This window comes from Pantoea sp. X-Soil-ISGK-421 (assembly GCF_059730785.1).
On sequence record NZ_AP035979.1, the window covers coordinates 1,880,462 to 1,904,987 of the forward strand.

General features: G+C 55.3%; 24 protein-coding genes and 1 pseudogene. 19 read left to right on the top strand and 6 right to left on the bottom strand.

Translation table 11 applies throughout. The features are described from left to right. Positions 1 to 146 precede the first annotated feature (146 nt). Complete coding sequence (locus AC6I8K_RS08775) at positions 147 to 1,325, bottom strand: benzoate/H(+) symporter BenE family transporter (RefSeq protein WP_497826533.1); 1,179 nt, start codon at positions 1,323 to 1,325, stop codon at positions 147 to 149. Between the two features lie 95 nt (positions 1,326 to 1,420). On the opposite strand from AC6I8K_RS08775, the gene AC6I8K_RS08780 reads away from it, so the two are divergent. The 3 genes from AC6I8K_RS08780 (at position 1,421) to AC6I8K_RS08790 (ending at position 3,196) form a co-directional block, all read left to right on the top strand. Further along, positions 1,421 to 1,966 (top strand): helix-turn-helix domain-containing protein, encoded by a 546-nt coding sequence (locus AC6I8K_RS08780; protein WP_064741109.1) that lies wholly within the window; start codon positions 1,421 to 1,423, stop codon positions 1,964 to 1,966. 232 nt (positions 1,967 to 2,198) lie between these two features. Next, a complete protein-coding gene (locus AC6I8K_RS08785; protein WP_064741110.1) occupies positions 2,199 to 2,624 on the top strand; it encodes a MarR family winged helix-turn-helix transcriptional regulator in 426 nt (141 codons plus the stop codon). A gap of 17 nt (positions 2,625 to 2,641) precedes the next feature. After that, a complete protein-coding gene (locus tag AC6I8K_RS08790) occupies positions 2,642 to 3,196 on the top strand; it encodes an isochorismatase family protein (RefSeq protein ID WP_064741111.1) in 555 nt (184 codons plus the stop codon). 108 nt (positions 3,197 to 3,304) lie between these two features. On the opposite strand, the gene AC6I8K_RS08795 is transcribed toward AC6I8K_RS08790, so the two are convergent. From AC6I8K_RS08795 to pqqU, 3 genes are all read right to left on the bottom strand, one after another. Then, entirely contained in the window at positions 3,305 to 3,730 is a 426-nt protein-coding gene (locus AC6I8K_RS08795) for a type II toxin-antitoxin system VapC family toxin (RefSeq protein WP_497826534.1), read from the bottom strand. Continuing rightward, positions 3,730 to 3,981 carry a type II toxin-antitoxin system prevent-host-death family antitoxin gene (locus AC6I8K_RS08800; RefSeq protein ID WP_497826535.1) on the bottom strand — a complete coding sequence of 84 codons (252 nt, stop codon included), beginning with the start codon at positions 3,979 to 3,981 and terminating at the stop codon, positions 3,730 to 3,732. The genes AC6I8K_RS08795 and AC6I8K_RS08800 overlap by 1 nt, the downstream gene beginning before the upstream one ends. Positions 3,982 to 4,115: 134 nt before the next feature. Continuing rightward, positions 4,116 to 6,215: a TonB-dependent receptor PqqU gene (gene pqqU, locus AC6I8K_RS08805; protein WP_483817305.1), complete on the bottom strand. Its 2,100-nt coding sequence runs from the start codon at positions 6,213 to 6,215 to the stop codon at positions 4,116 to 4,118. A gap of 218 nt (positions 6,216 to 6,433) precedes the next feature. Here pqqU and AC6I8K_RS08810 point away from each other — a divergent pair, with 218 nt between their 5' ends. Then, positions 6,434 to 7,297, top strand: a complete 864-nt coding sequence (locus AC6I8K_RS08810; protein WP_497826536.1) for an NAD(P)-dependent oxidoreductase — start codon at positions 6,434 to 6,436, stop codon at positions 7,295 to 7,297. Between the two features lies 1 nt (position 7,298). Then, positions 7,299 to 8,081 (top strand): AraC family transcriptional regulator, encoded by a 783-nt coding sequence (locus AC6I8K_RS08815; protein WP_497826537.1) that lies wholly within the window; start codon positions 7,299 to 7,301, stop codon positions 8,079 to 8,081. On the opposite strand, the gene leuA is transcribed toward AC6I8K_RS08815, so the two are convergent. Next, positions 8,032 to 9,717 (bottom strand): 2-isopropylmalate synthase, encoded by a 1,686-nt coding sequence (gene leuA / locus AC6I8K_RS08820; RefSeq protein WP_497826538.1) that lies wholly within the window; start codon positions 9,715 to 9,717, stop codon positions 8,032 to 8,034. The two genes, AC6I8K_RS08815 and leuA, sit on opposite strands and share 50 nt — an antisense overlap. 281 nt (positions 9,718 to 9,998) lie before the next feature. Here leuA and AC6I8K_RS08825 point away from each other — a divergent pair, with 281 nt between their 5' ends. From AC6I8K_RS08825 to AC6I8K_RS08865, 9 genes are all read left to right on the top strand, one after another. Beyond that, positions 9,999 to 10,931 carry an ABC transporter substrate-binding protein gene (locus AC6I8K_RS08825; protein ID WP_483817309.1) on the top strand — a complete coding sequence of 311 codons (933 nt, stop codon included), beginning with the start codon at positions 9,999 to 10,001 and terminating at the stop codon, positions 10,929 to 10,931. 78 nt (positions 10,932 to 11,009) lie between these two features. Further along, on the top strand, positions 11,010 to 12,035 hold the full coding sequence (locus AC6I8K_RS08830) for a dipeptidase (protein WP_483817310.1): 1,026 nt from the start codon (positions 11,010 to 11,012) through the stop codon (positions 12,033 to 12,035). Between the two features lie 148 nt (positions 12,036 to 12,183). Then, complete coding sequence (pqqA, locus tag AC6I8K_RS08835) at positions 12,184 to 12,255, top strand: pyrroloquinoline quinone precursor peptide PqqA (RefSeq protein WP_002905689.1); 72 nt, start codon at positions 12,184 to 12,186, stop codon at positions 12,253 to 12,255. A 55-nt stretch (positions 12,256 to 12,310) separates the two neighbouring features. Continuing rightward, complete coding sequence (gene pqqB, locus AC6I8K_RS08840) at positions 12,311 to 13,237, top strand: pyrroloquinoline quinone biosynthesis protein PqqB (RefSeq protein WP_483817311.1); 927 nt, start codon at positions 12,311 to 12,313, stop codon at positions 13,235 to 13,237. After that, positions 13,234 to 13,989 carry a pyrroloquinoline-quinone synthase PqqC gene (gene pqqC / locus AC6I8K_RS08845; RefSeq protein WP_064741117.1) on the top strand — a complete coding sequence of 252 codons (756 nt, stop codon included), beginning with the start codon at positions 13,234 to 13,236 and terminating at the stop codon, positions 13,987 to 13,989. The genes pqqB and pqqC overlap by 4 nt, the downstream gene beginning before the upstream one ends. A 4-nt stretch (positions 13,990 to 13,993) precedes the next feature. Continuing rightward, positions 13,994 to 14,272 carry a pyrroloquinoline quinone biosynthesis peptide chaperone PqqD gene (gene pqqD / locus AC6I8K_RS08850; RefSeq protein WP_064741118.1) on the top strand — a complete coding sequence of 93 codons (279 nt, stop codon included), beginning with the start codon at positions 13,994 to 13,996 and terminating at the stop codon, positions 14,270 to 14,272. Then, entirely contained in the window at positions 14,259 to 15,398 is a 1,140-nt protein-coding gene (gene pqqE, locus AC6I8K_RS08855; RefSeq protein WP_497826539.1) for a pyrroloquinoline quinone biosynthesis protein PqqE, read from the top strand. The genes pqqD and pqqE overlap by 14 nt, the downstream gene beginning before the upstream one ends. Beyond that, positions 15,398 to 17,722, top strand: coding sequence for a pyrroloquinoline quinone biosynthesis protein PqqF (pqqF, locus tag AC6I8K_RS08860; protein ID WP_497826540.1), 2,325 nt, complete (start codon positions 15,398 to 15,400; stop codon positions 17,720 to 17,722). Before pqqE ends, pqqF begins: the two co-directional genes overlap by 1 nt. 135 nt (positions 17,723 to 17,857) lie before the next feature. Continuing rightward, positions 17,858 to 18,442 (top strand): YceI family protein, encoded by a 585-nt coding sequence (locus tag AC6I8K_RS08865; protein ID WP_483817313.1) that lies wholly within the window; start codon positions 17,858 to 17,860, stop codon positions 18,440 to 18,442. 114 nt (positions 18,443 to 18,556) lie between these two features. Here the strand turns inward: AC6I8K_RS08865 and dld are convergent. After that, positions 18,557 to 20,243: pseudogene (dld, locus tag AC6I8K_RS08870) on the bottom strand (D-lactate dehydrogenase). 442 nt (positions 20,244 to 20,685) lie between these two features. Between dld and AC6I8K_RS08875 the strand changes: the two are divergent. From AC6I8K_RS08875 to AC6I8K_RS08895, 5 genes are all read left to right on the top strand, one after another. Next, positions 20,686 to 21,666, top strand: coding sequence for a 6-phosphofructokinase (locus AC6I8K_RS08875; protein WP_497826541.1), 981 nt, complete (start codon positions 20,686 to 20,688; stop codon positions 21,664 to 21,666). A gap of 10 nt (positions 21,667 to 21,676) precedes the next feature. Beyond that, positions 21,677 to 21,991: a PTS sugar transporter subunit IIB gene (locus AC6I8K_RS08880; RefSeq protein WP_008110086.1), complete on the top strand. Its 315-nt coding sequence runs from the start codon at positions 21,677 to 21,679 to the stop codon at positions 21,989 to 21,991. Next, entirely contained in the window at positions 21,984 to 23,357 is a 1,374-nt protein-coding gene (locus AC6I8K_RS08885) for a PTS sugar transporter subunit IIC (RefSeq protein ID WP_008110085.1), read from the top strand. The genes AC6I8K_RS08880 and AC6I8K_RS08885 overlap by 8 nt, the downstream gene beginning before the upstream one ends. Continuing rightward, the gene (locus tag AC6I8K_RS08890) at positions 23,344 to 24,186 is read left to right on the top strand and encodes a class II fructose-bisphosphate aldolase (RefSeq protein ID WP_064741134.1); all 843 of its coding nucleotides are present in this window, start codon (positions 23,344 to 23,346) and stop codon (positions 24,184 to 24,186) included. The genes AC6I8K_RS08885 and AC6I8K_RS08890 overlap by 14 nt, the downstream gene beginning before the upstream one ends. Before the next feature lie 62 nt (positions 24,187 to 24,248). After that, complete coding sequence (locus AC6I8K_RS08895; RefSeq protein WP_497826542.1) at positions 24,249 to 24,518, top strand: hypothetical protein; 270 nt, start codon at positions 24,249 to 24,251, stop codon at positions 24,516 to 24,518. The last annotated feature ends 8 nt before the right edge of the window (positions 24,519 to 24,526 follow it).

Genomic DNA, 24,526 nt, shown 5'->3' on the forward strand with positions numbered 1-24,526 from the left:
GGCCCTTATCGGTGGTTGTCTGAGGCAGAACAGTGTGTGTTTTTGGCGATAATAGTGATCTTAAGCCAAATGCAGACAAATCAAACGGCTGATAAAGGGGGAAAAACAGGGCGTTTTTCCCGCGTGCAGAGAAGATTGTTGAATTTTTAAGCGCGGCTGCGCGGGGAAAGGATCAAATACGTCAGCATGCCGCCGATCAAACCCCAAAAGGCGGAGCCGATACCGAGCAGCGAAATGCCGCTGGCGGTGATCAGAAACGCCACGATGGCGCTGTCGCGCTGATCGGGCTCGGCTAACGCGCGCTGCAAACTGCCGGAGAGCGTCGCCAGCAGCGCCAGTCCTGCCAGTGTGGCAATCAACACCGGCGGTAGGGCGCTCAGCATCACGGCAATCAATCCGCCGGTTAAGCCGGTCAACAGATAGAACACGCCGGCGATGGTGGACGCCATCCAGCGGCGCGCCGGATTGGCATCGACATCGTCGCCCATACAGATGGCAGCGGTAATGGCGGCAATACACACCGAAAAACCGCCAAACGGCGACAGCACTAAGGCGATAAATCCAGTCCAGCCGGTCAGCGCGGACACCGGCGGCTGATAGCCGTGCGCCTGTAGGGTGGCGATGCCGGGCGCGTTTTGCGATGCCATTGTCACGAGAAAATAGGGTAAACCGACGCCAATCAGCGCCGTCAGAGTAAACTGCGGCATGATGAATACCGGCCGACTGATCGCCAGCGCATGCGGCGGAAAGTGGATTGCTTGCTGACCGAGCGCCACCAGCACGCCCGCGATCAAGGCCAGAATAATGGCGTAGCGCGGCAGCCAGCGACGGCTAATCAGCCATACCAGGCACATGCTGCCGCACAGCGCGAAATTACTCTGTAACCCGCTAAACGTACTGATGCCAAACTTCAGCAGAATCCCGGCCAACATCGCCGCTGCCAGCGACTGTGGAATGTAATTCATTAATCGGGCGAACAGGCCGGTGATACCGCATAACACAATCAACAGGTTAGTCGCTACAAACACGCCAACCACTTCATTCAGCGTCAAACCCTGCACGCTGGTGGCGAGCAGAGCCGCGCCAGGCGTTGACCAGGCGGCGAGGATCGGCATGCGCGTCCACAACGACAAGCCAAATGACGCCAGTCCCATGCCGATGCCCAACATTGAAAACCAGCCACCAATCTGTTCTGGCGAAGCGCCAGCCGCTTGTGCTGCCTGAAAAATGAGTGCCGCGGTGCTGCTGTAGCCGACCAGCACGGCGATAAATCCTGAAATCAGCATCGGGAAAGAGAAGGCGCTGTGTGAGGCGGCGGTTGTCATCAGATCACATCCGGTTGTGCGTTATAACGCACATTGTGGCATGGAGCGTTATAGCGCACAAGTGATACACTGCGCGCGAGCTTTTGGGAGAATACATGGAAAATTTGCATCAATATTTGAGTCTGGCGCTGAAGCAACTGCGTCAGGCCAACGGCTGGAGCCTGACGCTGGCTGCGGATCGCACCGGCGTGAGTAAAGCGATGCTTGGCCAGATTGAACGCGGTGAATCGAGCCCCACGGTGGCAACGCTGTGGAAAATCGCCACCGGCTTTAACGTGCCGTTTTCCTTCTTTGTGCAGGGCAGCGATCACCCACCGGGCAGCGCGGCGACATTCAGCCAGCCCAATGCGCAGATGCAGGTCAAGCCGCTGCTGCCGTACGATGCCACACTGCGTTTTGACCTACTGGAAGTTACGCTGGCGGGTGGCGCGCAGAGCGATTCATCGGCGCATGAAAGCGGAGTGATTGAGCAGGTTGTGGTGCTGGAGGGCGAATTGTTGCTGGGCGTGGAAGGCACCTGGCGCCGCTTGCTCTCTGGCGAGGCCAGCCAGTTTGCCGCCGATACACCGCACAGCTACCGCAATCCTCTCAGCACGCCGCTGCGGTTTCACAGTTTGATTCACTATCTGCAGCGCCCGTAGCGGCGCAATTCATTGCGCGATAAATCGCGCCGCTACGGAATGTGCGGTGATGTGATGGGCGCTAAACTGTTTGGCAGTTCGCCATTCATGGCGACGAACACCCGGTGCGCATCAATGCGCACCCTACGAAACCCGTTGACAGCGCGCGTAATTACAAATTGATACGAAGGTAAACTACACAGTTTGCCTTCGTATTTATATACTCGCGGTTCATCATTAAGGAGAAGGTGCCATGAGCGACCTTAATAGCGCGGCCGCGTTACTGCGTAGCATCAATGGCAAACTGGCGCGTCGCCTGCGGGAATCTGCGCCGCCGGGCGATCTCACCTGGCCGCAGGTGTCGGTACTCGGTTATCTGGTGCGTGATGGCGCAATGACGGTCACTGAATTGGCAACGCTTGAAGGTGTGCGCACGCAGTCGATGGGCGCCACCGTGGCCAGCTTGCAAACGCTGGGCATGGTGCAGGGTGCCGCCGATCCGCTGGATGGCCGTAAAACGCGCTATCAACCCACTGCTGCGAGCCTGCAACTGATCGCCGCCAATCGTGCACAGCGCGATGACTGGCTGGTGGACAGCATCGCGACGCAGCTCAATGCCCACGAACAGCAAACGCTGCTGGCCGCCATTCCCTTACTGCAACGACTTGCTGACCAATAATCCTGAGAGGACTCAACATGGCTTTAACTACCCTTGACGACAACACCGCGCTGATTGTGATTGACCTGCAAAACGGCATTGTCGCGTTACCTGTCGCACCGTTAGAGGCGCATGAAGTGATTGAGCGCTCAGCGCGCCTGGCCGATGCATTTCGTGGACAAAAGCGCCCGGTGGTGCTGGTCAACGTAGCGGGCGGTGCGCCAGGCCGTAATGAACAGCCTAAACACGCTGGCGAACTGCCGGCCGATTGGGCCACTTTAGTGCCGGATGTGGCGCAGCAACGTGGCGATATCACCATCACCAAAAAAACCTGGGGCGCCTTCCACAACACGGATTTGCATGAGCAGCTGCAGCAGCGTGGCATCACGCAAGTGGTTGTTTGCGGTATCGCCACCAGCATTGGCGTGGAATCGACGGCGCGTCAGGCATATGAATTAGGTTACAACGTCACGCTGGCAACCGATGCGATGACGTGCCTGGATGCCGAAACGCACAAAAACAGCGTTGAGCGCATCTTCCCGCGTCTGGGTGAAACCGGCACAACTGAAGATGTGCTGGCGTTGCTGAAGTAAAAGACAACTTCGGTCGCCATCAATGGCGACCTTACGTATATAGAGCTGGGTTTTCGTAGGGTGCGCATTGATGCGCATCTGGTTTGCAGGTTGCCATGTATGTCTGCCCTACAATGCCCGCCACGGATTCAGCAGCATCACGCCAGTCGTGTCAAAATCCTGTACGTTTCGAGTGACCAGAATTAAATCATGATAAATGGCCGTCGCTGCGATCAGCGCATCGGTATGCGGGCGTTCGTCGGGAATATGTAGCTGTGCGCAAAGGCGGGCAATAGCGCTATCAATCGAAAGTGTGCGCCAGGCAAATTCAGTGAGAACCTGCTCTTGATACCAACGTTGCAGATGATGAGCTTGTTGTGGGTCTTTCCGGGCAAATTTCAGAATGCCTTTTTCGATCTCCATCAATGTTAATGCTGAGATAAACATCTCATCTGCATCAATGGTTTTGGCCCAGGCAACGACCTGAGGATTGGCTTTAGGCGTCCCTGCCTTACGTAGTTCAGAAATAACATGGGTATCCAGCAAATAACGCATTAGAACTCCACATCCCTGGTGTTGATGGTTACCCGTTCAGGCTCAAAGTCGATTTCAACGCCGTCTGACATGGCCAGTGATTCAACGATGCTTCTGTTTGATCCGGTGAGTTTCTTATACGCTTCAAACGTCAGTAAAACATGTGCAGGATTGCCACGGTCAGTAATATAGACCGGGCCTTCTTCTGCGGCTCTCTTGGCACGTGAAACTTCCTGATTAAATGCTCGACTAGTTATACGAGTCACTGTCATAAAGACCTCCATGGCATGTAGTTATGTTGCTACATCACTATAGTACGATTGATTGAGGTGAACAATATTTGCGCAAAAAAAAGCCCCGCAATAAGCTTGCAGGGCCTGGATTTCAACCGTAAGAACGCGTTTATTTACTGAAACGCATAACTCACTGTCAGACCCACGCTGTAGTTGCGACCTGGCGCCGGTTCGTAGTAGCGACCGTTGCTTTCATTGACGATCACCGAACCGATGTAGTTGCGATCAAACAGGTTGTCGACGCGGCCAAACAGATCCAGCGTCCAGTTCTGCACCAGCCATTTATAACCGCTGTTCACGCCAACCACGGTGTAAGACGGCGCTTTTACATCGTTCTCATCATCCGCGGCGATATCGCTCAGGTAGCGCACATCGGTTCCGGCATACCAGCCTTGATCGGGCGCGTAAGCCAAGCCGGCGTAAGCCATGTTGCGGGCAATGCCGGGAATGCGGTTGCCGTCGCAGCTTTCGGTGCCGCAGACGTTAGAGCGATAACGGGCATCCAGCAAGGTCCATGCGGCTTTGAAACGCCAGCTCTCGCCGAACTGCTGGTCGAGGCCCAGCTCTAAGCCGCGACGACGCGTTTCACCGGCGTTTTTGTAGCTGGTGCGGCCTTCAAAGCTGCTGTCCGAAACGATCTCGTTTTTAGTGTCGGTCTGGAAAATCGCAGCGGTTAGCAGGCCATTGCCGATACGTTTTTTACTGCCCAATTCAACGGTTTCGCTGGTGGCGGGTTGCAAGTTAAGATTCAGTCCGGCTTGATCGGCCGCGCGATACGACAACTCATTCAGCGTTGGCGTTTCGAAACCGCGACCGGCAGAAACGTAGGCGTTCCAGCTATTATCAATGGCGTAATTCAGCGCAGCGGCAGGCAGCCAGCGATGGTAGCGACGATTGCCGCTGTCATCAGGATCGGTGGCGGTAACGTAGTAATCGTTGGAGTCGAAATTGACGGTACTGAAACGCACGCCCGCATCCAGCGATAACTTATCGGTCAGCTGCCACGCAGTTTGCAGATAGGGATCAAGATTCCACATCAGGTTGCGTTCATTACGCCGCATATCGCCCTGTACGCCCAATTCGTCGCCGCTAAAGTTCTGATAACCCTTGCGCTTCTCGGTCATGGTTTCATAGTCGAGGCCGGCGGTGAAGGTCACCGGAAGGGTGAACAGTGCGTCGCGGTGCGTCCAGCGCGTATCAATGCCCTGATAATGGCGGGACAGCGAAATCACGCCGCCGGGATAACCTGCGCGCAACTGGGTGGCTTTGGGAATCGATTGATACTGCGTAGTTTCACGTTCACCCGCGTACATCATCACGCTGAGATCGTCGTTTTCACTCATCTGACGCTGATAGTGCAGTCCCGCTTGCGTCTGATCGACGGTTTTGCGCGCATCGTACAAGGTAACGTTGCTGGCTACCTGGCGCGGATTATCTTTCCACTGCTCGGCGGTCAAACCACCTGGATCCTGCGCTTCAACGTGCACGCTGTTGAACAGCAGCGTCAGGGTGCTGACATCATCAATGCGCACGCCAAGCTTGGCGTTGCCGAGATTTTTCTGCGCCGAGCTGTGATCGCGAAAACCGTGGGTGGTAAAGCGCGAGGCGGAAACCGTGTAATTGACATCCCCGGCTTGCGTACCGTCGCCGGTTGCACCGCTGGCTTTCACGCTGTTGCGCCAGCTGCCGTAACTGCCGTACCAGCTGCTGGCTTCAAGCGTGGTCGGTTGCTGTCCGGTTTCGGTTTCAACGTTAATCACCCCGCCCGACGAGTTACCGTACAACGCGGAGAAGGGGCCGCGCAGCACGTCGATGTGATCGATCGAGCCGATATCGATGTTGGACGTTTGTCCCTGGCCATCGGGCATGGTGGCGGGAATCCCATCAACGTACATACGGATGCCGCGCAGGCCGAACGTCGATCGTGATCCAAAACCACGCACTGAAATCTGCAAATCCTGCGCATAGTTTTGCCGATTCTGAATCTGCAAACCGGGCACGCTGGCGAGATTTTCTGACAAATTCACGCGCGGTGCGGCGTGGCGCATATCGTCGCCAGACACCACGCTGACCGCCGCGGGCGTGTCGAGTTCAGAAAGGCCGGACGCTGCAGGCGCAGCACTCACCACCATAGTATTGCTGGCAGCGCCAGCCGCCAGCGACATCGCAGGCAACATCAGCAACGAAGCCTGGCGCAGTAAAGCTATTTTCATTATGAAAGACCGTAAAAAGGGCGTGGAATGTACCAGGTGGAACATTAATGGCGCGTATGTTAATCGTTTTTTCAATTGTTTGAAAAGCGTTAATAGTATGACGGATTATTACTGTTTGCGGTGTTGAAAATGTTTTCCCATCGCATCTCTGGCCTGGCTGCCTCAGGGAAATTCTGTCAGTCTGGCGGTTTTGTCTGAAGGCATAAAAGAGAGGGAATATGAGTCAACAACCTGTGGTAGCGGTACTGGGATTGGGCGCGATGGGCCATGCGTTTGCCGCCAACCTGTTGAAAAAAGGCTTCACGGTGCGCGGCTGGAATCGCACGCGTGCCAAAGGCGAAGATCTGCTGGACGCAGGTATCACGCTGGCTGACAGCGCAGCGCAAGCGGTTGAGGGTGCGGATGTGGTGATCGCCATGCTCGCCGACGGCGATACCACGCGCGAGGCGCTGAACGCGGCCAGCAGCGCGCTCAAGCAGGGCGCGACAGTGTGCCAGATGGGCACCATCGGCGTGGACGCCACCGATCAACTGATCGCGGAAATTAACCGCACACGTCCGGACGTGGTGTTTATCGATGCACCGGTTTCCGGCACTAAAGCCCCCGCAGAGAATGCACAAATTCTGGTGATGGCGAGTGGCGATCAGAGCAAGGCGCAGGCCGCCGAGCAGGTCTTTGCCGCGATCGGTAAAGGCACACAGTGGCTGGGCGCAGCAGGTGCCAGTTCGCGCATGAAGCTGGTGGTGAATAGCTGGCTGATTGGTCTGATGCAGAGCCTGGCGGAAAGCACACGCCTGGCGGAAGAGTTTGGTTTCAGCACCGACGATCTGTGGAAAGTGCTGGATGGCGGCCCGCTGGCTGCACCGTACGCCAAAATGAAACTCGGCATGATCGCCAGTGGTGATTTTACCCCGCAAATGCATCTGGTCTGGGCGCTGAAAGACGCCAAACTGGCGCTGGACGCGGCGGGTGATAGCAAACTGCCGGCGCTGGAAAATATCGTGGATGTCTGGCAGCAGGCGGTGGATGCTGGCTACGGCGAGCAGGATCTGGCGGCGGTGTATCAATACCTGAAGCGCTAACATGAGTGCGCGACTCAATTTCGACTTCACCTACCGTCCGCTGGTGCCCTTTGCGCACGATTATGCGCATGGCGACGCGGAGCCGTGGCATTTCCACCACTGCGCACAGTTGATCCATACGCTAAGCGGCGTGGTGAAGGTTGAAACGCAGCACGGCAGCTGGATTGTGCCGCCGAGTCGCGGCGTCTGGCTGCCGGCGGGAACACGCCACGCGCTGCATATCGTTGGTGCAGTGGCCGCGCGCACGCTGTTTGTCGATCCGCTCGCGCGCGCCGATCTGCCCGCCAGTTGTCAGGTGGTGCAGATTTCGCCCCTGCTGCGCGAGTTGATCGTGAGCGCGCTGGCGCTGCCGGAGCTGTACGTTCCTGGCAGCCGCGCAGAGCGCATTTACGAGCTGATCCTCGATGAGATCCGCGTGATGGATGTGCTGCCCTTTGGCTTGCCGCTGCCGGAAAGCGATCGTTTGCTGAGTTTGTGCCAGCAGATCCAGCAAGCACCCGGCGAAAACTGGACGCTGGCCCGCGCCGCGGCTCAACTTTGCGTGGCGGAACGCACGCTGGCGCGCCATTTCAGTCGCGAAACCGGTTTGCAGTTCAGCGACTGGGTGCGCCGCGCGCGGCTAAGCGTGGCGTTAACCCGCTTAGCCCAAGGTGAAAGCGTGCTGACGGTGGCGCTCGATCTCGGCTATGACAGCCCGAGCGCTTTCAGCGCGATGTTTCGCCGCGTGCTCGGCGTTACGCCAGTGAACTATTTTCCTGTGGCAGAGAAGCGTGCGCTGCGTTGAGCAGCGCTTGCAATGAGGCGCGCGCCACATCGTTATCAATGCCCACACCCCACGCGCGTTCTCCGCGTGCATTAATACAGCTGATATAAGTCACCGAACGACTATCGCTGCGTTTGCCTAGCGTGTGTTCGTGATAATCCTCAATGGTGACGGCCACATCATAGCGCTGACGCAATGCGGCGACGGCGGCAGAGAGCAAGCCATTGCCTTTGCCCTCCAGCGTTACCTGCTGCGTACCTTGTTGCAGCCGCGCTTTGAAACGCGTTTCGCCTTTATCATCGCTGTGGCTTTCCGCTTCCAGCAAACGTCGCACTGGCTGGGTTAAACCGTAATGCTGACAAAACAGCTGCCATAACGCATGGTGTGTCATCTCCTGACCGTGTCGATCGGTTTGCTGCTGCACCAGGCGGCTGAAATCCTGTTGCAATCCGCGCGGCAGCTGCAATCCATGATTCTGTTCCAGCAGCCATGCTGCGCCGCCTTTGCCGGATTGGCTGTTCACCCGGATCACCGCTTCGTAACTGCAGCCGATATCCAGCGGATCGAGCGGCAGATACGGCATCTGCCAGATCGTTTCTTCGCGTTGTGCGCGTTCGGCAAAGCCTTTACGGATCGCATCCTGATGCGAACCGGAGAAGGCGGTAAACACCAGTTCACCGGCATAAGGATGGCGTGGATGAATCGGTAACTGATTGCAGCGTGTTACCACTTCCAGCACCTGCTGGATATCACTGAAATCGAGTTGCGGCGCCACGCCCTGGGTGTAAAGGTTGAGCGCCAGCGTGACGATATCCACGTTGCCGGTGCGTTCGCCATTACCAAACAAGCAGCCTTCTACGCGATCGGCGCCCGCCAGCATCGCCAACTCCGCACAGGCGATGCCGGTACCGCGATCGTTATGCGGATGCACGCTAATCGACACCTGCGGTCGCTGGCTGAAGTGGCGACAGAAATACTCAATCTGATCGGCATAGACGTTCGGCGTGTTCACTTCGACGGTGGCGGGCAGGTTAATGATCATTGGACGTGTAGGCCCCGGTTGCCAAATCGCCGCTACCGCTTCGCAAATTTCCAGCGCAAAGTCGGGTTCGGTAAAGCAGAAGGTTTCTGGTGAATACTCGAAGGTCCACGCAGTCGCCGTTTGTGCTGCGCAGCGGGCGCGGATCTGTCGCGCACCGGCGCAGGCCAGTTCAATAATCTCGGCTTTGCTCTGACGGAACACCCGTTCACGGAACAGCGGCGCGGTGGCGTTGTACAGATGAATAATGGCGTTGGGCGCGCCACGCAGCGCGTCAAAGGTGCGATCGATCAGATCGCTACGTGCCTGGGTCAGCACCTGAATCGCCACATCGTCTGGAATGTGGTTCTGCTCAATCAGCAAGCGCACAAAATCATAATCTGTCTGCGATGCTGCTGGAAACGCCACCTCAATCTCCTTAAAGCCGCAGCGCAGCAGCAGTTGCCAGAACTCCAGTTTGCGTGCGCTGTCCATTGGCGTCGCCAGCGCCTGGTTGCCGTCGCGCAGATCGGTAGAGAGCCAGCGGGGTGCCTGCGTCAGCTGGCGCGACGGCCACTGACGATCGGGTAAATCGATGACCGGGAATGGACGGTATTTTGCAGCGGGTTGCGTAAGCATAACGATCTCCTTGTGGTGTGGTTTCAGTGTTACCTACCACGCCGCCACAGGCTCGCCGATTGCTGACAATCCTTAGCGCATAACTGACAGAATGCCGTTCATTCCGCGCGCTCAATCTGTAGCGGCGCGATTTATCGCGCAATAAATTGCGCCGCTACAAAATGTGCGGTTATTTGCTCTAACGTGCATATGCGCCAGGCGGCAATTCTCATGCGAAATCGGCATCGGTCATTTGGCTTGCGCGGGTTAGGCTGGGGTTTTGCACCATGAGATAAAACACAATGCAAAGAGCAGCTTTGGCACTAATGATTTTGGCCACCAGCGGCGCGGCGGCAGCAGAAACCGTGACGCTGCGCATTGCCGATCAGAAAGGGAATATGCACGCCGAAATGGCCGCGGCGCAGCAGTTAAACAACCTCAATTATAAAATCGAATGGGCTGAGTTCCCGGCGGCGGCGCCGCTGGCGGAAGCGCTGAATGCCGGCGCGGTAGATGCCGGTATTATCGGCGATGCGCCACTGCTGTTCTCGTTGGCGGCCGGTTCGCAGGTGAAAGCGGTGGCGGTGAGTAAGTCGGTGCCCGAAGGATTGGCGGTGCTGGTGAGCCTCGATTCGCCCATCAAAACCGTTGCCGAGCTGAAGGGAAAAAATATCGCCACCGGACGCGGATCGATTGGCCACTTTGAAGCGCTTAAGGCGTTGGAGCAGGCGGGCGTCAGCGATAAAGCGGTTAAGTGGCGCTTCTTAACCCCGGCGGATGCGCGCATCGCGCTGGCAAACGGATCGGTGGATGCGTGGTCAACGTGGGATCCTTACACCGCGCTGGCGGAAGTCACCCATACCGGCCGCGTGCTGGTTAACGGCGTCGGGCTTTCCAGCGGCAATAGCTTCCTCGCCGCCACCGATGCAGCGCTGAAAGATGAGGCCAAACGCGTGGCGCTGCAGGATTACGTCAACCGGTTAGCCGCCGCCGATCGCTGGGCCAACAGCCATGTTGATGAGTATTCCAGCACGCTGGCAAAAATCATCGGCTTCCCAAAAGAAGCGGCAGCGAAATCCTTCTCACGCCGCAAATCGCACTGGCAGAGCATTGACGAGGCCACCATCAGCCAGCAGCAAGAGACCGCCGATTTCTATCAGAAATACGGTTTAATCCAGAAGCCGCTTGATGTGAAACCCACCTTTTATCACGGCTTAAAGGTTGCGCAGAACTAACCCTTTGTGCGCCCGCATTTGGCGAAACAGCAGCGCGCGCGTAGCATAGCGGCATGTTGTTTCGTCAAAGATCGCCTCATGTTGCTAAAAACCTTCGACGGTCATAACGACCTGCTTCTCAATCTATGGCTGCATCATCGCGATGATCCGGCGCAGGCATTTTTTCACGGCATCGAAAAGGGCCACCTCGATTTTCCGCGCATGCAGCAGGGCGGTTTTGCCGGTGGTCTGTTCGCGATGTTTGTGCCGCCACTGCGATATGTGAAAGAGGTCGCGCCGCAGCGAGCGGAAGAAAACCTCGACCCGCTAACGATTCTCTGGCAGCAGCTCGACATCCTGAAAACGCTGGCGGCGCAATCCGCCGGGCGGGCGCGTTTCTGCCTTAGTGCCGCGGACATCGCGGCCTGTCGCACAGATGGCGTGCTGGCGCTGGTGGCGCATATCGAAGGCGCGGACGGCTTTGATGGCGATGGCGCAGCGCTTGAGGCCTTTTATCAAGCGGGCGTGCGCAGCATCGGGCCGTTCTGGAATCTGCCCAATCGCTTTGGTGAAGGCGTGAACGGATCATTCCCCAACTCACCGGACAGCGGTCCGGGCTTGAGCGCAGAAGGCGAGCAACTGATCGCGGCAGCCAATCGCCATCGTATGTTGATCGACATGTCGCATATGAACGAGAAAGCCTTCTGGGACACCGCACGGCTGTCGACCGCGCCGCTGGTAGCGACGCACTCCAATGCGCACGCGCTCTGTCCACAGCCGCGCAATCTCACCGATGATCAGTTGCGCGCCATTCGCGACAGCGGCGGCGTGGTGGGCGTGAATTTTGGTAACGCTTTTCTGCGCAGCGACGGAAAACGCGACAGCGACACGCCGTTGATCGAAATTGTTAAACATGTTGAACACCTGATCGCGATAATGGGCCGCGATCATGTGGCGCTGGGCTCCGATTTTGATGGCATTAGCGTGCCTGAGGCGCTGAAAGATGTGACCGGATTACCGCATCTTTATGCGTTGTTGCGTTCGTTCGACTACGATCAAACAGCACTTGAGCAGCTCGCATGGGGCAACTGGCAGCGCGTGTTGCAACACATTTGGCAGGATTAGCACCATTCCCTTACCGAATCAGGGTTGATCTGCTCGCTACATTAGCGCAACATCTGCGCGCGTACGGATTGCAATGTGATCTACGTCACAGCAGCAATCCTCTCCAGCAGAGATTTCTCTGCGTTTTCACTTTATGAGGAAGAATATTATGTGGAAAAAACCTGCGTTTATTGACCTGCGTCTGGGCCTGGAAGTGACTCTGTACATCTCCAACCGCTAAGACTTCTGCCCGCCGTTCGTGCGGGCATTTTGTTCTCTCTCTCTGGTCAACGTTCATGTTTATTAAAGTCCTCGGTTCAGCGGCTGGCGGCGGCTTCCCGCAGTGGAACTGTAACTGCGCCAATTGCAGCGGCCTGCGTAATGGCACTCTTCAGGCGCAGGCGCGCACGCAATCTTCGATCATCGTCAGTGATAACGGTGAAGATTGGGTGCTGTGTAACGCCTCGCCGGACATCAGCCAGCAAATTGCCCACACGCCAGAATTAATTAAACAGGGTGTACTGCGCGGCACGGCGATTGGCAGCATCATTCTGACTGACAGCCAAATCGATCACACCACCGGCTTGCTGAGCCTGCGCGAAGGCTGCCCGCATCAGGTGTGGTGTACGCAGGAAGTGCATGGCGATCTCACCAGTGGTTTCCCGATTTTCACCATGCTGCAGCATTGGAACGGTGGCTTGCAGCATCATGCGTTAACCCCGCTGGAACCGTTCCGCGTCGACGTGTGCCACAGCCTGCAGTTCACCGCGATTCCGATTCTCAGTAACGCGCCGCCGTATTCGCCCTATCGCGATCGGCCGCTGCCGGGCCACAACGTGGCGCTGTTTATTGAAAACACCGCGAACGGCCAAACGCTGCTGTACGCGCCGGGACTCGGCGAGCCCGATGCGGTGATTATGCCGTGGCTGCAAAAGGCTGATTGCCTGTTGATTGACGGCACGGTATGGCAGGACGACGAATTACTCGCCACCGGCGTGGGTAAAAATACCGGCAAAGCGATGGGGCATCTGGCGCTGGCCGAAGAACAAGGCTTAATGGCGTTGCTGGCTTCGCTACCGGCCAGGCGCAAGATTTTGATTCACATTAACAACACCAATCCGATCCTTAATGAGCAATCATCGCAGCGCGACTATTTGACGCAGCAGGGCATTGAAGTGAGTTGGGATGGTATGGCGATTCATCTGCAGGAGATTGCATCGTGATCATTACTGAAGCGTTATCGCCCGCCGCGTTTGAGCAGGCGCTGCGCGACAAAGGCGCGTTCTACCACATTCACCATCCGTACCACATTGCCATGCACAACGGCAACGCGACGCGTGAGCAGATTCAGGGCTGGGTGGCGAACCGCTTCTATTATCAAACCAATATCCCGCTGAAAGACGCGGCGATCATGGCTAACTGCCCGGATGCGGCGACGCGCCGAAAATGGGTGCAGCGTATCCTCGATCACGACGGCAGCAACGGCAACGAAGGCGGCATTGAAGCCTGGCTGCAGTTGGGTGAAGCAGTGGGTTTGGATCGCGAAGTGTTGCTGTCCGAAAAGCTGGTGCTGCCGGGCGTGCGCTTTGCAGTGGATGCTTACGTGAACTTTGCGCGTCGTGCCAATTGGCAGGAAGCCGCGTGCAGTTCGCTGACTGAACTGTTCGCGCCGCAGATTCATCAGTCACGTCTCGACAGCTGGCCGCAGCACTATCCGTGGATCAAAGAGGAAGGCTATTTCTACTTCCGCAGCCGCCTGAGCCAGGCGAACCGCGATGTCGAACATGGACTGGCGCTGGCGCTTGAGGTGTTCACCACCGCCGAGCAGCAGAACCGCATGCTGGAGATCCTGCAGTTTAAGCTCGATATTCTCTGGACCATGCTGGATGCCATGACCATGGCATATGCGCTGCAACGTCCGCCTTATCATACGGTCACCGATCAGGTGTCCTGGCACAGCACAAGATTGGTATAACACTATGAAAGATAATGTGATTCCTGCTTTCCGTCGCGGTTACCGCATGCAGTGGGAAGCGGCGCAAGAGAGCCATGTCGTGCTCTATCCTGAAGGCATGGCCAAGCTGAACGAAACCGCCACGGCGATTCTTGAACTGGTGGATGGCAAACAGGATGTGGCGGCGATTGTTGCCACGCTGGATGCGCGTTTCCCGGAAGCGGGCGGCGTCGGTGATGATGTTAAAGAGTTCCTGCAATCTGCCATCGAACAAAAATGGATACAGTGTCGTGAACCCGAGTAAAAGCGTAACGCCGCCGCTGTGGCTGCTGGCAGAACTGACCTATCGCTGCCCGCTGCAGTGTCCGTATTGCTCCAATCCGCTGGATTTTTCCCAGCAGGAGAAAGAGCTAACCACCGAACAGTGGATTGAGGTGTTTCGCCAGGCGCGCGCCATGGGCAGCGTGCAGCTCGGTTTTTCCGGCGGCGAACCGCTAACGCGCAAAGACTTGCCGGAGCTGATCCGCGCCGCGCGCGATCTCGGTTTCTACACCAATCTGATCACCTCCGGTATTGGCCTGACGGCGAAAAAACTCGACGCCTTTGCTGACGCCGGGCTCGATCATATCCAGATCAGTTTCCAGGCCAGTGATGAAACGCTGAACGCCGCGCTGGCCGGATCGAAGAAGGCCTTCCAGCAGAAGCTGGAGATGGCAAAAGCGGTGAAAGCGCACGGCTATCCGATGGTGCTGAACTTTGTGCTGCATCGCCACAACATCGATCAGATCGACAAAATCATCGATCTCTGTATCGAACTGGAAGCCGACGATGTCGAGCTGGCCACCTGCCAGTTCTACGGCTGGGCGCAGCTTAATCGTGAAGGATTGCTGCCGACGCGCGAACAGATCGCCAATGCCGAAGCGGTGGTGGCGGATTATCGTCAGCGCATGAGCGCCACTGGCAACCTCACCAATCTGTTGTTTGTCACGCCGGATTACTACGAAGAGCGTCCAAAACCCTGCATGGGCGGTTGGGGATCGATCTTCCTCAGCGTCACGCCGGACGGCACCGCGTTGCCGTGCCACAGCGCGCGTCAGCTGCCGGTCGAGTTCCCGTCGGTGCTGGAACGCAGCCTCGACGACATCTGGTATAACTCGTTTGGTTTCAACCGATATCGCGGTTTTGACTGGATGCCGGAACCCTGTCGCTCCTGCGATGAGAAAGAAAAAGACTTTGGTGGCTGTCGCTGCCAGGCCTTTATGCTAACGGGCGATGCAGACAATACCGATCCGGTCTGCAGCAAATCGCCGCATCACGGCAAGATCCTCGAAGCACGGCGTCAAGCCAATTGCAGCGACATCAAAATTCAGCAGCTGCAGTTCCGCAATCGCAGCAACTCCGAACTGATCTTTAAGCAACGCGTCACCTGATGAACGCGCGCCAGATTACGCTCGCCAACGGCTTGCGCTGTCATTTGCATCATCAACCGCGCGCGCGCGAGGCGGCGGTGCTGGCGCGCGTGCGTGCGGGCAGCCTGGATGAGCCGGATCGCTGGCCGGGTTTAGCGCATCTGCTGGAGCATCTGCTGTTTTGCGGCAGTGAAAATTTCAGCGGCGATGATCGCCTGATGCCATGGGTGCAGCAGCAGGGCGGCCAGGTGAATGCCACCACGCAATTAAGCCGCAGCGCCTATTTCTGCCAGCTGCCGGCAGCGGCGCTATCGGCTGGCGCTCAGCGACTGTGCGATATGCTGGCGGCACCCTTGCTGGCTTCATCGGCCATTCAGCAGGAAACGGCGGTGATTGACGCCGAATATCAACTGCTGCAAAACCATGGCGAAACGTTGAGCGAAGCAGCCGTACTCGATAAGCTGCAAGGGCGTTTCAAACGTTTCCGCGTCGGCAATCGCGCTGCTTTTGGTGACAATGTCACGGAACTGCAATCTGCTTTACGTGAATTCCATTATCGTTTCTATCGCACTAATAACATTGAGCTTTGGCTTCAAGGCCCGCAAACGTTGGATGAACTGACGCAGCTCGCACAGAGAGTGGGCGGCAGGATTTTAGCTGGCGGCGAAACGTCCGAGGTGCTTGAACCGAGGCTATTGCCAGGCGACCAAATTCTATCTCTGCCGGGTGACGAAAACTTTTCGATCACGCTGCTTTTGCAGGGTGATGAACGGGCATTGCGTGACAACGTCACCCTAATCCGTGCTTTCTGGCAGGATGAAGCACCGGGCAGCTTAATGGCGCAGCTGCGGAATGAAAAACTCTGCGATGCGCTTGAGGTGCAATGGCTGTGGCGAGAGGGTCAACGCGCTTTGCTGACGCTGCGTTTCAGCGCTCAGCAGCTTTCATCGACAGCGGCGCAGCGCATTGAATATCACTTTTGGCAGCATCTGGCAGCGGTGGCGCAGTGCCAGGCATCGCAGTTGCAGCATTACGCGCAGCTGGTGCAGCAAGATTTTGCCGCCTTGTCGCCGCTGGAACAGCTGTGTGGGCAGGCGCTTGGCTTCGCACCTGGATGCGCACTGCCTGATAACTTCAGCCATTTTGTCGCCGCGTTGCAGGACCAACCGCGCACGCGATTGCTTACTCAGCAGCAGCACAGCGGCGAGCCTTATCAGACGCAAGGATTCACGCTACAGCTAGCCGATTGGCTGCCACAGCCCCTTGCCGTCACCAGGCCCGCAACCTTTGGTTTCTTCCCCAGCTCAACAACGATGACTTTACCCCGACTGCCGCCTGTGGCGCAGCCGCTGCCGTTAATCGCGCCGATAAGTCAGGTTGAGACGCTGCTGCTGCGTCCGGCGTTTTATCAGACATTGAGCGAAGAAGAAGCGCAGTCTCGCCAGCGCCTGTTGCGCCCGGTGCTGGCGGAGTTACGCCATGCAGGTGGCAGCGGGAGCTGGCAGCAAAAACAGGGCAGCTGGCAGTTAGTACTCAATTTGCCTGCAGCCGCCGATCGCGCTTTGCTGAGCGTGCATCAGGCCTTGCTGGCGTTAGATGCACCCGTGCTGCAGCAACCCGCCGCATCAAATCCTTCCATCGTGATTCGTCAGTTGCTGGCGGCATTGCCGACCCGCTTGCTGCGGCCGAGGGAACAGCCGCAATGGCTGGCGGCGTGGTGTGGCGTAGATAGCGCATTACGCCAGCGCGTGGCGCATTTGCTGAGTGACTTCACGCCCGAACTGGCGCGCTATGCAAAACCCGCGCGCCTACAGCGCGGCATTGTGCCCATCAACTGCGACGGGCACGATCACGCGCTGCTGCTGTTTATGCCGTTGCCGCACGCTGACGATGCCAGCCTGGCAACGTTACGGGTGCTGGCGATGATGCTGGAAACGCGTTTTTTCCAGCGGCTGCGGGTGGATCAACAGATTGGATACGTGGTTTCCGCGCGCTATCAACGGGTGGCGGATGTCGATGGATTAGTGCTGGCGCTGCAATCGCCGGACATTGCGTGGCGCGCACTGCTTAGCCACTGCAAGCAATTTATGCGTGCAAGTATGGCGGAGATCGCCGCGCTAACGCCAGAGATGCTGAAGACCCGGCAGACCAGCCTACTGGCGCAATGCGCAGGCAAAGACAATGGCGAACAGGCGATTGAAACGCTGCGCAAGCAGCAAGGCTTAGCAACGCTCAATCACGCGGCGATTCAGGCGCTGACGCTATCGCAACTGGCGAAACTTCATTATCTCCTGCTGCGAGAACGGCATCGCTGGTTGATTCTGGTGAAAAAAGAGACAGGATAAACTGTATCGCACCTGAACAGTTTCCTACTGATATTTTTGAATATATTTGACAGTCACCAGCAAATCTCTTCACTGGTTAGTTGCCGGTTAACAGGCGAAACTCATTGGATTATCCCGATCTAAAAGGAACAGCTAGTGAAAAACGTTACTCGCCTTGCGCTGCCACTGTTGGCGGCGGCTACGCTATACGCCCCTTTGTCACAGGCTGCAGCAATGCATTATGATCTCGACCCGGCGCACACCTCGGTCATCGTTACCTGGACGCACTTTGGCTTCTCACATCCCACCGCCGACATCCCTAACAGCAAAGGCGCCATCGTGTTTGATAAGGATCAGCCACAGCAGTCGCGCGTTGATGTCACCCTGCCGATTACGCAAATTGATACCCATGTACCGGCGCTGACCAAAGAGTTCCTGGGCGCGGAGTATTTCGACACCGCGAAATATCCTTCAGCGGTATTTCACAGCACCAAAGTGGTGGCGAAGGGCGATAACAAGTTCGACGTGGAAGGTAACCTGACGTTGAAAGGCATCACCAAGCCGGTGACGTTACATGCCACGCTGAATCAGCAAGGTATGCATCCAATGGTGAAGAAAGAGGCGATTGGTTTTGATGCCAGCGGCGTGATTAAGCGTTCAGACTTCAAACTGGATAAATATGTGCCCGCCGTGAGCGATGATGTGACCTTGACGATTTCCACTGAAGCGTATGCCAAATAATTAGCCCTGATTCGTAGCGGCGCGATTTATCGCGCAATGCCTTGATGGGCGCAGTGCCTCATCTGGCAACGTCGAAAGCGCGCGATAAATCGCGCCGCTACAGTTCGTGCAAATCTACGACCAAAACTTCTTCTTACTGGTTTTGCCAATCCCTGGATTACAACTGTTAGTGGGATCAAGCTGTTTCCAGTGCTCAACATGCTCGCATGAAGCCTGATAAAGATGCCCGACATTATGTTCGGCTGGATATTTCGCGCCGCGCTGCGCCAGATACCGCTTCACCTCCTCTTTAAACACTTTGGCGTCGTAGCCCGGTTTTAGCACGTAATCCTGGTGATTCACGAAACAGAAAAAGTGACCGCAACATGAATCAACCTGCACCTGCGCCGCCAGATGATCCGGCAGCGTTAAGCGCCACGCGTCATCATTACGGCGCAGCGCCACGTCAAAGGCCACCAGCCGCTCGTTGGGGTTGTATCCCAGCGCATCGCAGTAGGAAATGGTGCAGCCACCCACGCCGAAACGCACCAAAAAGGCATCTGCCGCTTCGCGGGCATCGCAATGGAAAAAACCGCCTTGCTGGTCAGCGAAGAACTGCTGCAACAATGCCTGTAACTCGGCGGTTTGCGGCGACTCTACTTTGATCATCAGATGATGCTGATATTCGCTGCGATAATCCATGATGCGCGGCGCGATAAAGCTCGGTGTCAGTTGGTTAAAGCATTGCAGCACCCGATCAACAAAATTGCGCGGCAGGAACGGCAGATGACTGACGCGCACATCCCATTTGGCTTTATTCGCCATCATCTGTGGGATCGCCTGCGGGCCGAGTTTGCGGATCGCCAGATACATATGTTTGGCGTAGCGCACGGTTAAATCGAAGGCGTTGCGATGGATATATTCTGCCTGCAGCGGCAGGTCGCTCATTCGGGTTAACAGGAAACGCCGCAGTGACACCAGCACGCTTTCATCGTGGGTGCAAGGTATCGCTGCCGGCGCTGGCTTCAAAGGTGGGTAAGCGCACGGCGAACACCACCACTTTACCGGCGCTGCCAGCGCTGTCGTGCAGGTAACGCAGATCGCCATTAAAACGCGCTGGGGAGTTGGCTGCCACATCACGCAGGCGGTCGGCGTAATCATCGGCCCAGATTTTCCCTTGCCAGTCGGGTTGATCGCCGGTTTGATAGCGCTGCTGCGTCAGGTTTTCCAGCATCGCTTCCGGCGTCTCGCCCAACTCGATGCCGAGATGGTTGACCAGCTCTAAACGACCATCATCGTGAATGCGGGCGAACAGTGATTTTTCGGTAAAAGCAGGGCCGCGCCGAATCAGCGAACCACCAGAATTATTACAAATGCCACCAACCACCGAGGCACCGATGCAGGACGAACCAATCACCGAATGCGGCTCGCGGCCCAGCGGTTGCAAGGTGTGCTCAAGTTCGGTCAAGGTGGTGCCGGGAAAGGCAATCACCTGACGCGACTGATCGATCACCTGCACGCCTTTGAGTTGGCGGGTGCTGATGATCACAATATCGCGGTCGTAATCATTGCCGTCGGGTGTTGAACCGCCGGTGACGCCGGTATTTGATGCTTGCATCAGAACGATCGCATCGTGCGCCACACACACCTGCAGGGTTTGCCACAGCTGCAACAGGGTTTGCGGTAACGCCACTGCCAGCGCTTCGCCACGCCCGATGCGGAACCCCTTTAAGTACCAGGCTTTATCATCCGCATGGGTTAATAGCTGTTTGCCGCCCACCACGTCAGCCAACTTACGCAACATGTCATTCTGGATACTCATCTTCTCTCTTCTTTATTCTTTATTCTTTATCAGCCACGGTATTGGACAAGCGCAGCTGCATTGAGTCAATCACTCACTGGACCTGACACGTAAATAACGCACGTAATCATTATCCCTTTAACTTTTGCGGAATAATCGTCAGAAACCGATAAAAGTGCGCGGGAAATCACAAAATAGATCGAAAGAAAAAGAGCGGGAAGGGCGTTAATTAGCGCCATTGGTTTTACTGCGTAAAATAAATATAAGCATATGATTTCTACCCTTATTTTTAATTTGAGCGTATAAGTGCCATGTGATTTAAGTCACAAAATTAAACCTAATTAAGATGCTGTCAATGATCATCATTGGTAAATACATGGCAAAAGTGTGATGTCTGTTGCAAATAACAACTCGGTTAAACGGAAGAATGAATTCCAGACGCACAGCATAAAGGATGATGACAATGAGAATTGGCATAGTGATCAGCGGTGGTGATGTAACCGGGATTAATAACTTTGTGTATCAGATATCACGCCTAACCCAGGCCGAAATGGTGTTATTCAATGGCGGCATTCCAGGCTTGCTGGAAAACAATCATCAGGAAATATCTCAACGTGATTTAGTGGATTACGCTATCGCTTCTATTCCGGTTATGCAGTCAGGACGAACCAGCAGGAAATTAATTCGCCCTGAATATGAAATGATCGCTAAACATCTTAAGTCGTTGCGCATCGATGTATTAATTATGGCCGGCGGTGATGGGTCATTACAATTTCTGCACACGCTGAGTGAATTTGGCGTCAACTGTTTTGGCGTCGGCATGACCATTGATAACGACGTCTTTGGCAGTGATTACAGCATCGGTTTTTCCACTGCCTGTGAGCAGGTATTAAAAGAGGTGGCAAAATTACGCAATACCGGCCGTGCGTTAACCGGCCGCGTATTTATGGTGGAACTGCTTGGGGGATATTGCGGTGAATTAACCTTGCAGTCGGCGATTAAATCTAATGCGGATTTTGCGCTGATTCCCGAATGCCAGATTGCGCCACAAGAACTGGCCACGCGCATCACGCAGCGGCTGGCGGCACAGAACAGCGTGATTATTTTGTGCTCAGAAGGCTATACCCGCGAATATTCGCCGGGCTTTCAGGGCGCCATCGATACCTTAATTAAACAAATTGAACCGTTAATTGGTGTACGTATTCGTAAAACAATCATCGGTTATGGCCTGCGTAATGGCGATCCCACCTGTGAAGAGATATATCAGGGCACCATTATGGCCAGTGAAGTCGCGCGTTGTATTCAGTCGGGAATGCGCAATAAAGCGGTCATTATTAATGGTAGTAATCGACCGATTCCGATTGATTTAATAAGCATGAAAAAACGCCTGGTCGATACTGAAGGGCATCATTATAAACTCGCTAAACAACTGCAAATTCTGTGAGGAAATAGCCATGCTGAAAATATTATGTGTCTGTGGATGTGGTCTGGGTTCAAGCTTTGCGATTGAGATGAGCGCCAAGTCGGTATTAAAGAAACTCGAAATCGATGCGGATATCGATCACACCACCATTTCTGAAGCCAACGCCTTTAAATCCGACATGATTTTAACTCAGAAAGCATTTGCTGATGTGTTAAATGCCGATGCCAGCCCGGAGCAGATCAAGCGGGTGATTATTCTCAACAAGCTGACAGACAAAGCGGAAATTGAAGAGAAAATCGTGGCGTTTATGAAAGAACGTAACTTAAAGGTTGCTAACCATGAATAGTGTGATCGACTTCCTGGTAAAAGACTTATTAGGGCAGGCGTCAATACTGATCGCCTTTATTGCCCTGATTGGTCTGCTGCTGCAAAAAAAATCGGCGGGTAAGGTGGTGGAAGGCACTTTTAAAACCCTGCTCGGTTTCTTAATTATGATGGCCGGTATCAACATAATTGTCGGTACGCTGACCTTCCTGAACACCATTTTTACCCACGGTTTTGGCATGCAGGGTTATATCACTGACGTTGCCGCCATTGCCGGGTTAGCAAACCGCGAGCTGGGTTCAGAAGTGGCGCTGACGCTGTTGGTGATCTTTATCGTCAACATCATCATCGCGCGTCTGACACCGTTCAAATACATCTTCCTGACGGGTCAGGCGCTGCTGTGGATGGCGACGATCGGTGCGGTGATTGGCTATAAAGCGGGGCTGACAGGTTTACCTCTGATCCTTACCGGCGGCATTTTTGGCGGCATTATGGCGGTGGTGATGCCGGCGCTGGCGCAACCCGTGGTGCGTCGCATTACGGATTCCGACGATGTGGCGCTCGGCCACTTCTGCACCATCGGCTATCTGCTGACGGCGGCGGTGGCGAAAGTGGTGGGCAAAGGTTCGCGCTCCACTGAAGATCTCAAACTGCCCGACAACTTTAAATTCCTGCAGGACACCTATCTGTCGATGGCGGTGGTGATGGTGCCGATGTACCTGATTCCTGCGGTCGCCGCGGGTCCGGAATTTATCGGCCAATACAGCAACGGCATGAATTACCTGATGTATGCCTTTATGCAGTCAATTCAGTTCGTGTGCGGTGTGTTCGTACTGTACAGCGGCGTACGTCTGTTGCTCAATGAACTGGTGCCAGCCTTCCGCGGTATTGCTATGCGTCTGGTGCCGGATGCTAAACCAGCGCTCGACTGCCCGGTGATGTTCCCGTATGCCCCGAACGCGGTGATTGTCGGCTTCCTCGCGACCACGCTGGGTTCGGTTGTTGGCATGCTGGTTTTCCCGATGTTTGGTCTGGCGATGATTCTGCCAGGGCTGCTAACTAACTTCTTTGCTGGCGGTACCGCAGGGGTGTTTGGTAATGCGCTCGGTGGTCGTCGCGGTGCGATGATCGGCGGTTTCGTTCACGGTCTGTTCATCACCTTCCTGCCAGCGATTCTGGTGCCGATGCTGGAAAGCTACGGTTTTACCGGCGTCACCTTCAGTGATTCCGATGTGATCAGTACCGGCCTGGTGCTCGGCCACGCATTCCAAAATAACTGGCTGTTCGTCGCGCTGTTTATTGCCTTTATTACCCTTATCGCCTGGTTTGTTAACGGAAAATCCACGAAATCTAAATCCCATGAGGAAAAGCTCCATGAAACTTTATAACTTTACCGATCTGTTACAGGTGGCTAAAGAACGTGATTTTAAAGCGCTGGGTTCCTTTAATTTACACTGCCTGGAAATGCTGCCCGCCTTTTTTACCGCGGCAGAGAAAACCAATAGTCCATTAATGATTCAGATCTCAACCGGTACAGCGAAATATCTCGGACATAAATTATTAGTCGATGCGATTCGTTCATTATCGGAAAGTCGTAATGTACCGACCTGTTTGCACCTTGATCACTGTTCTGATTTAAACGCCATTCAGACCGCATTGGATGCGGGCTTCAGTTCAATTATGTATGACGGCTCACATTTGCCGATTGAAGAGAACATCGCCAATACACGCCGTGTTATTGATATGGCACGCCCGCTGCATGTTTCTGTTGAAGCGGAACTGGGAGCAATTGGCGGTTCAGAAGATGGCAAAGTGGTGGCGATGAGCGAAACGGCGTTCACTACCGTGGATGATGCTAAACGCTTCGTTGAGGAAACCGGTGTCGATATGCTGGCTATCTCAATTGGTACTGTCCACGGCTTGTACACGGGTAAAGCGCATATTCAGCATCAGCGTTTGGCGGATATCACAGATGCCACCGCAACCCCACTGGTGCTGCACGGCGGTACCGGCGTCAGCGATGAAGATATGCGCCTCGCGGTACGCAGCGGCATTGAGAAAGTGAATGTCGGTACGGAGATGAATGTGCAGTGGGTAGCCAACTGCAAGCAGACGTTTGAGAAGGGCAAGGTCAACGACAGCGTGCGTAATTTCCTTGTACCGGCCAACGATGCCGTGACCAATGTTCTGGTCGAAAAGATTCAGCTGTTCCGCTAATTTCGATTCACCCATGATGTAATAACCTGAGGTGCCCGGCGCCATTCGGGGCAGGAGACGCTATGTTTGGATTCTTGAAAAAGGGCTCGGATAATAAGATCCAGGATTCACAGGAAATAGATCTTCAGGCTGAAACCATCAGCGGTAAAATAAGCGAGCTGGAACAACAGTTGGCAAATAATCCGCAGGCGAAAGACACGCAGAAACAATTAATGCTGGAATATAATCGCGCATTAAATATCTTTGCGAAAAGCAGCCGCTTTCGTCAGGAAATTGATCCGCTGTTCGTCAAGATCGATGAATTGCGCAACACCATTCGCAAATCATTTTAAGGAGGCAG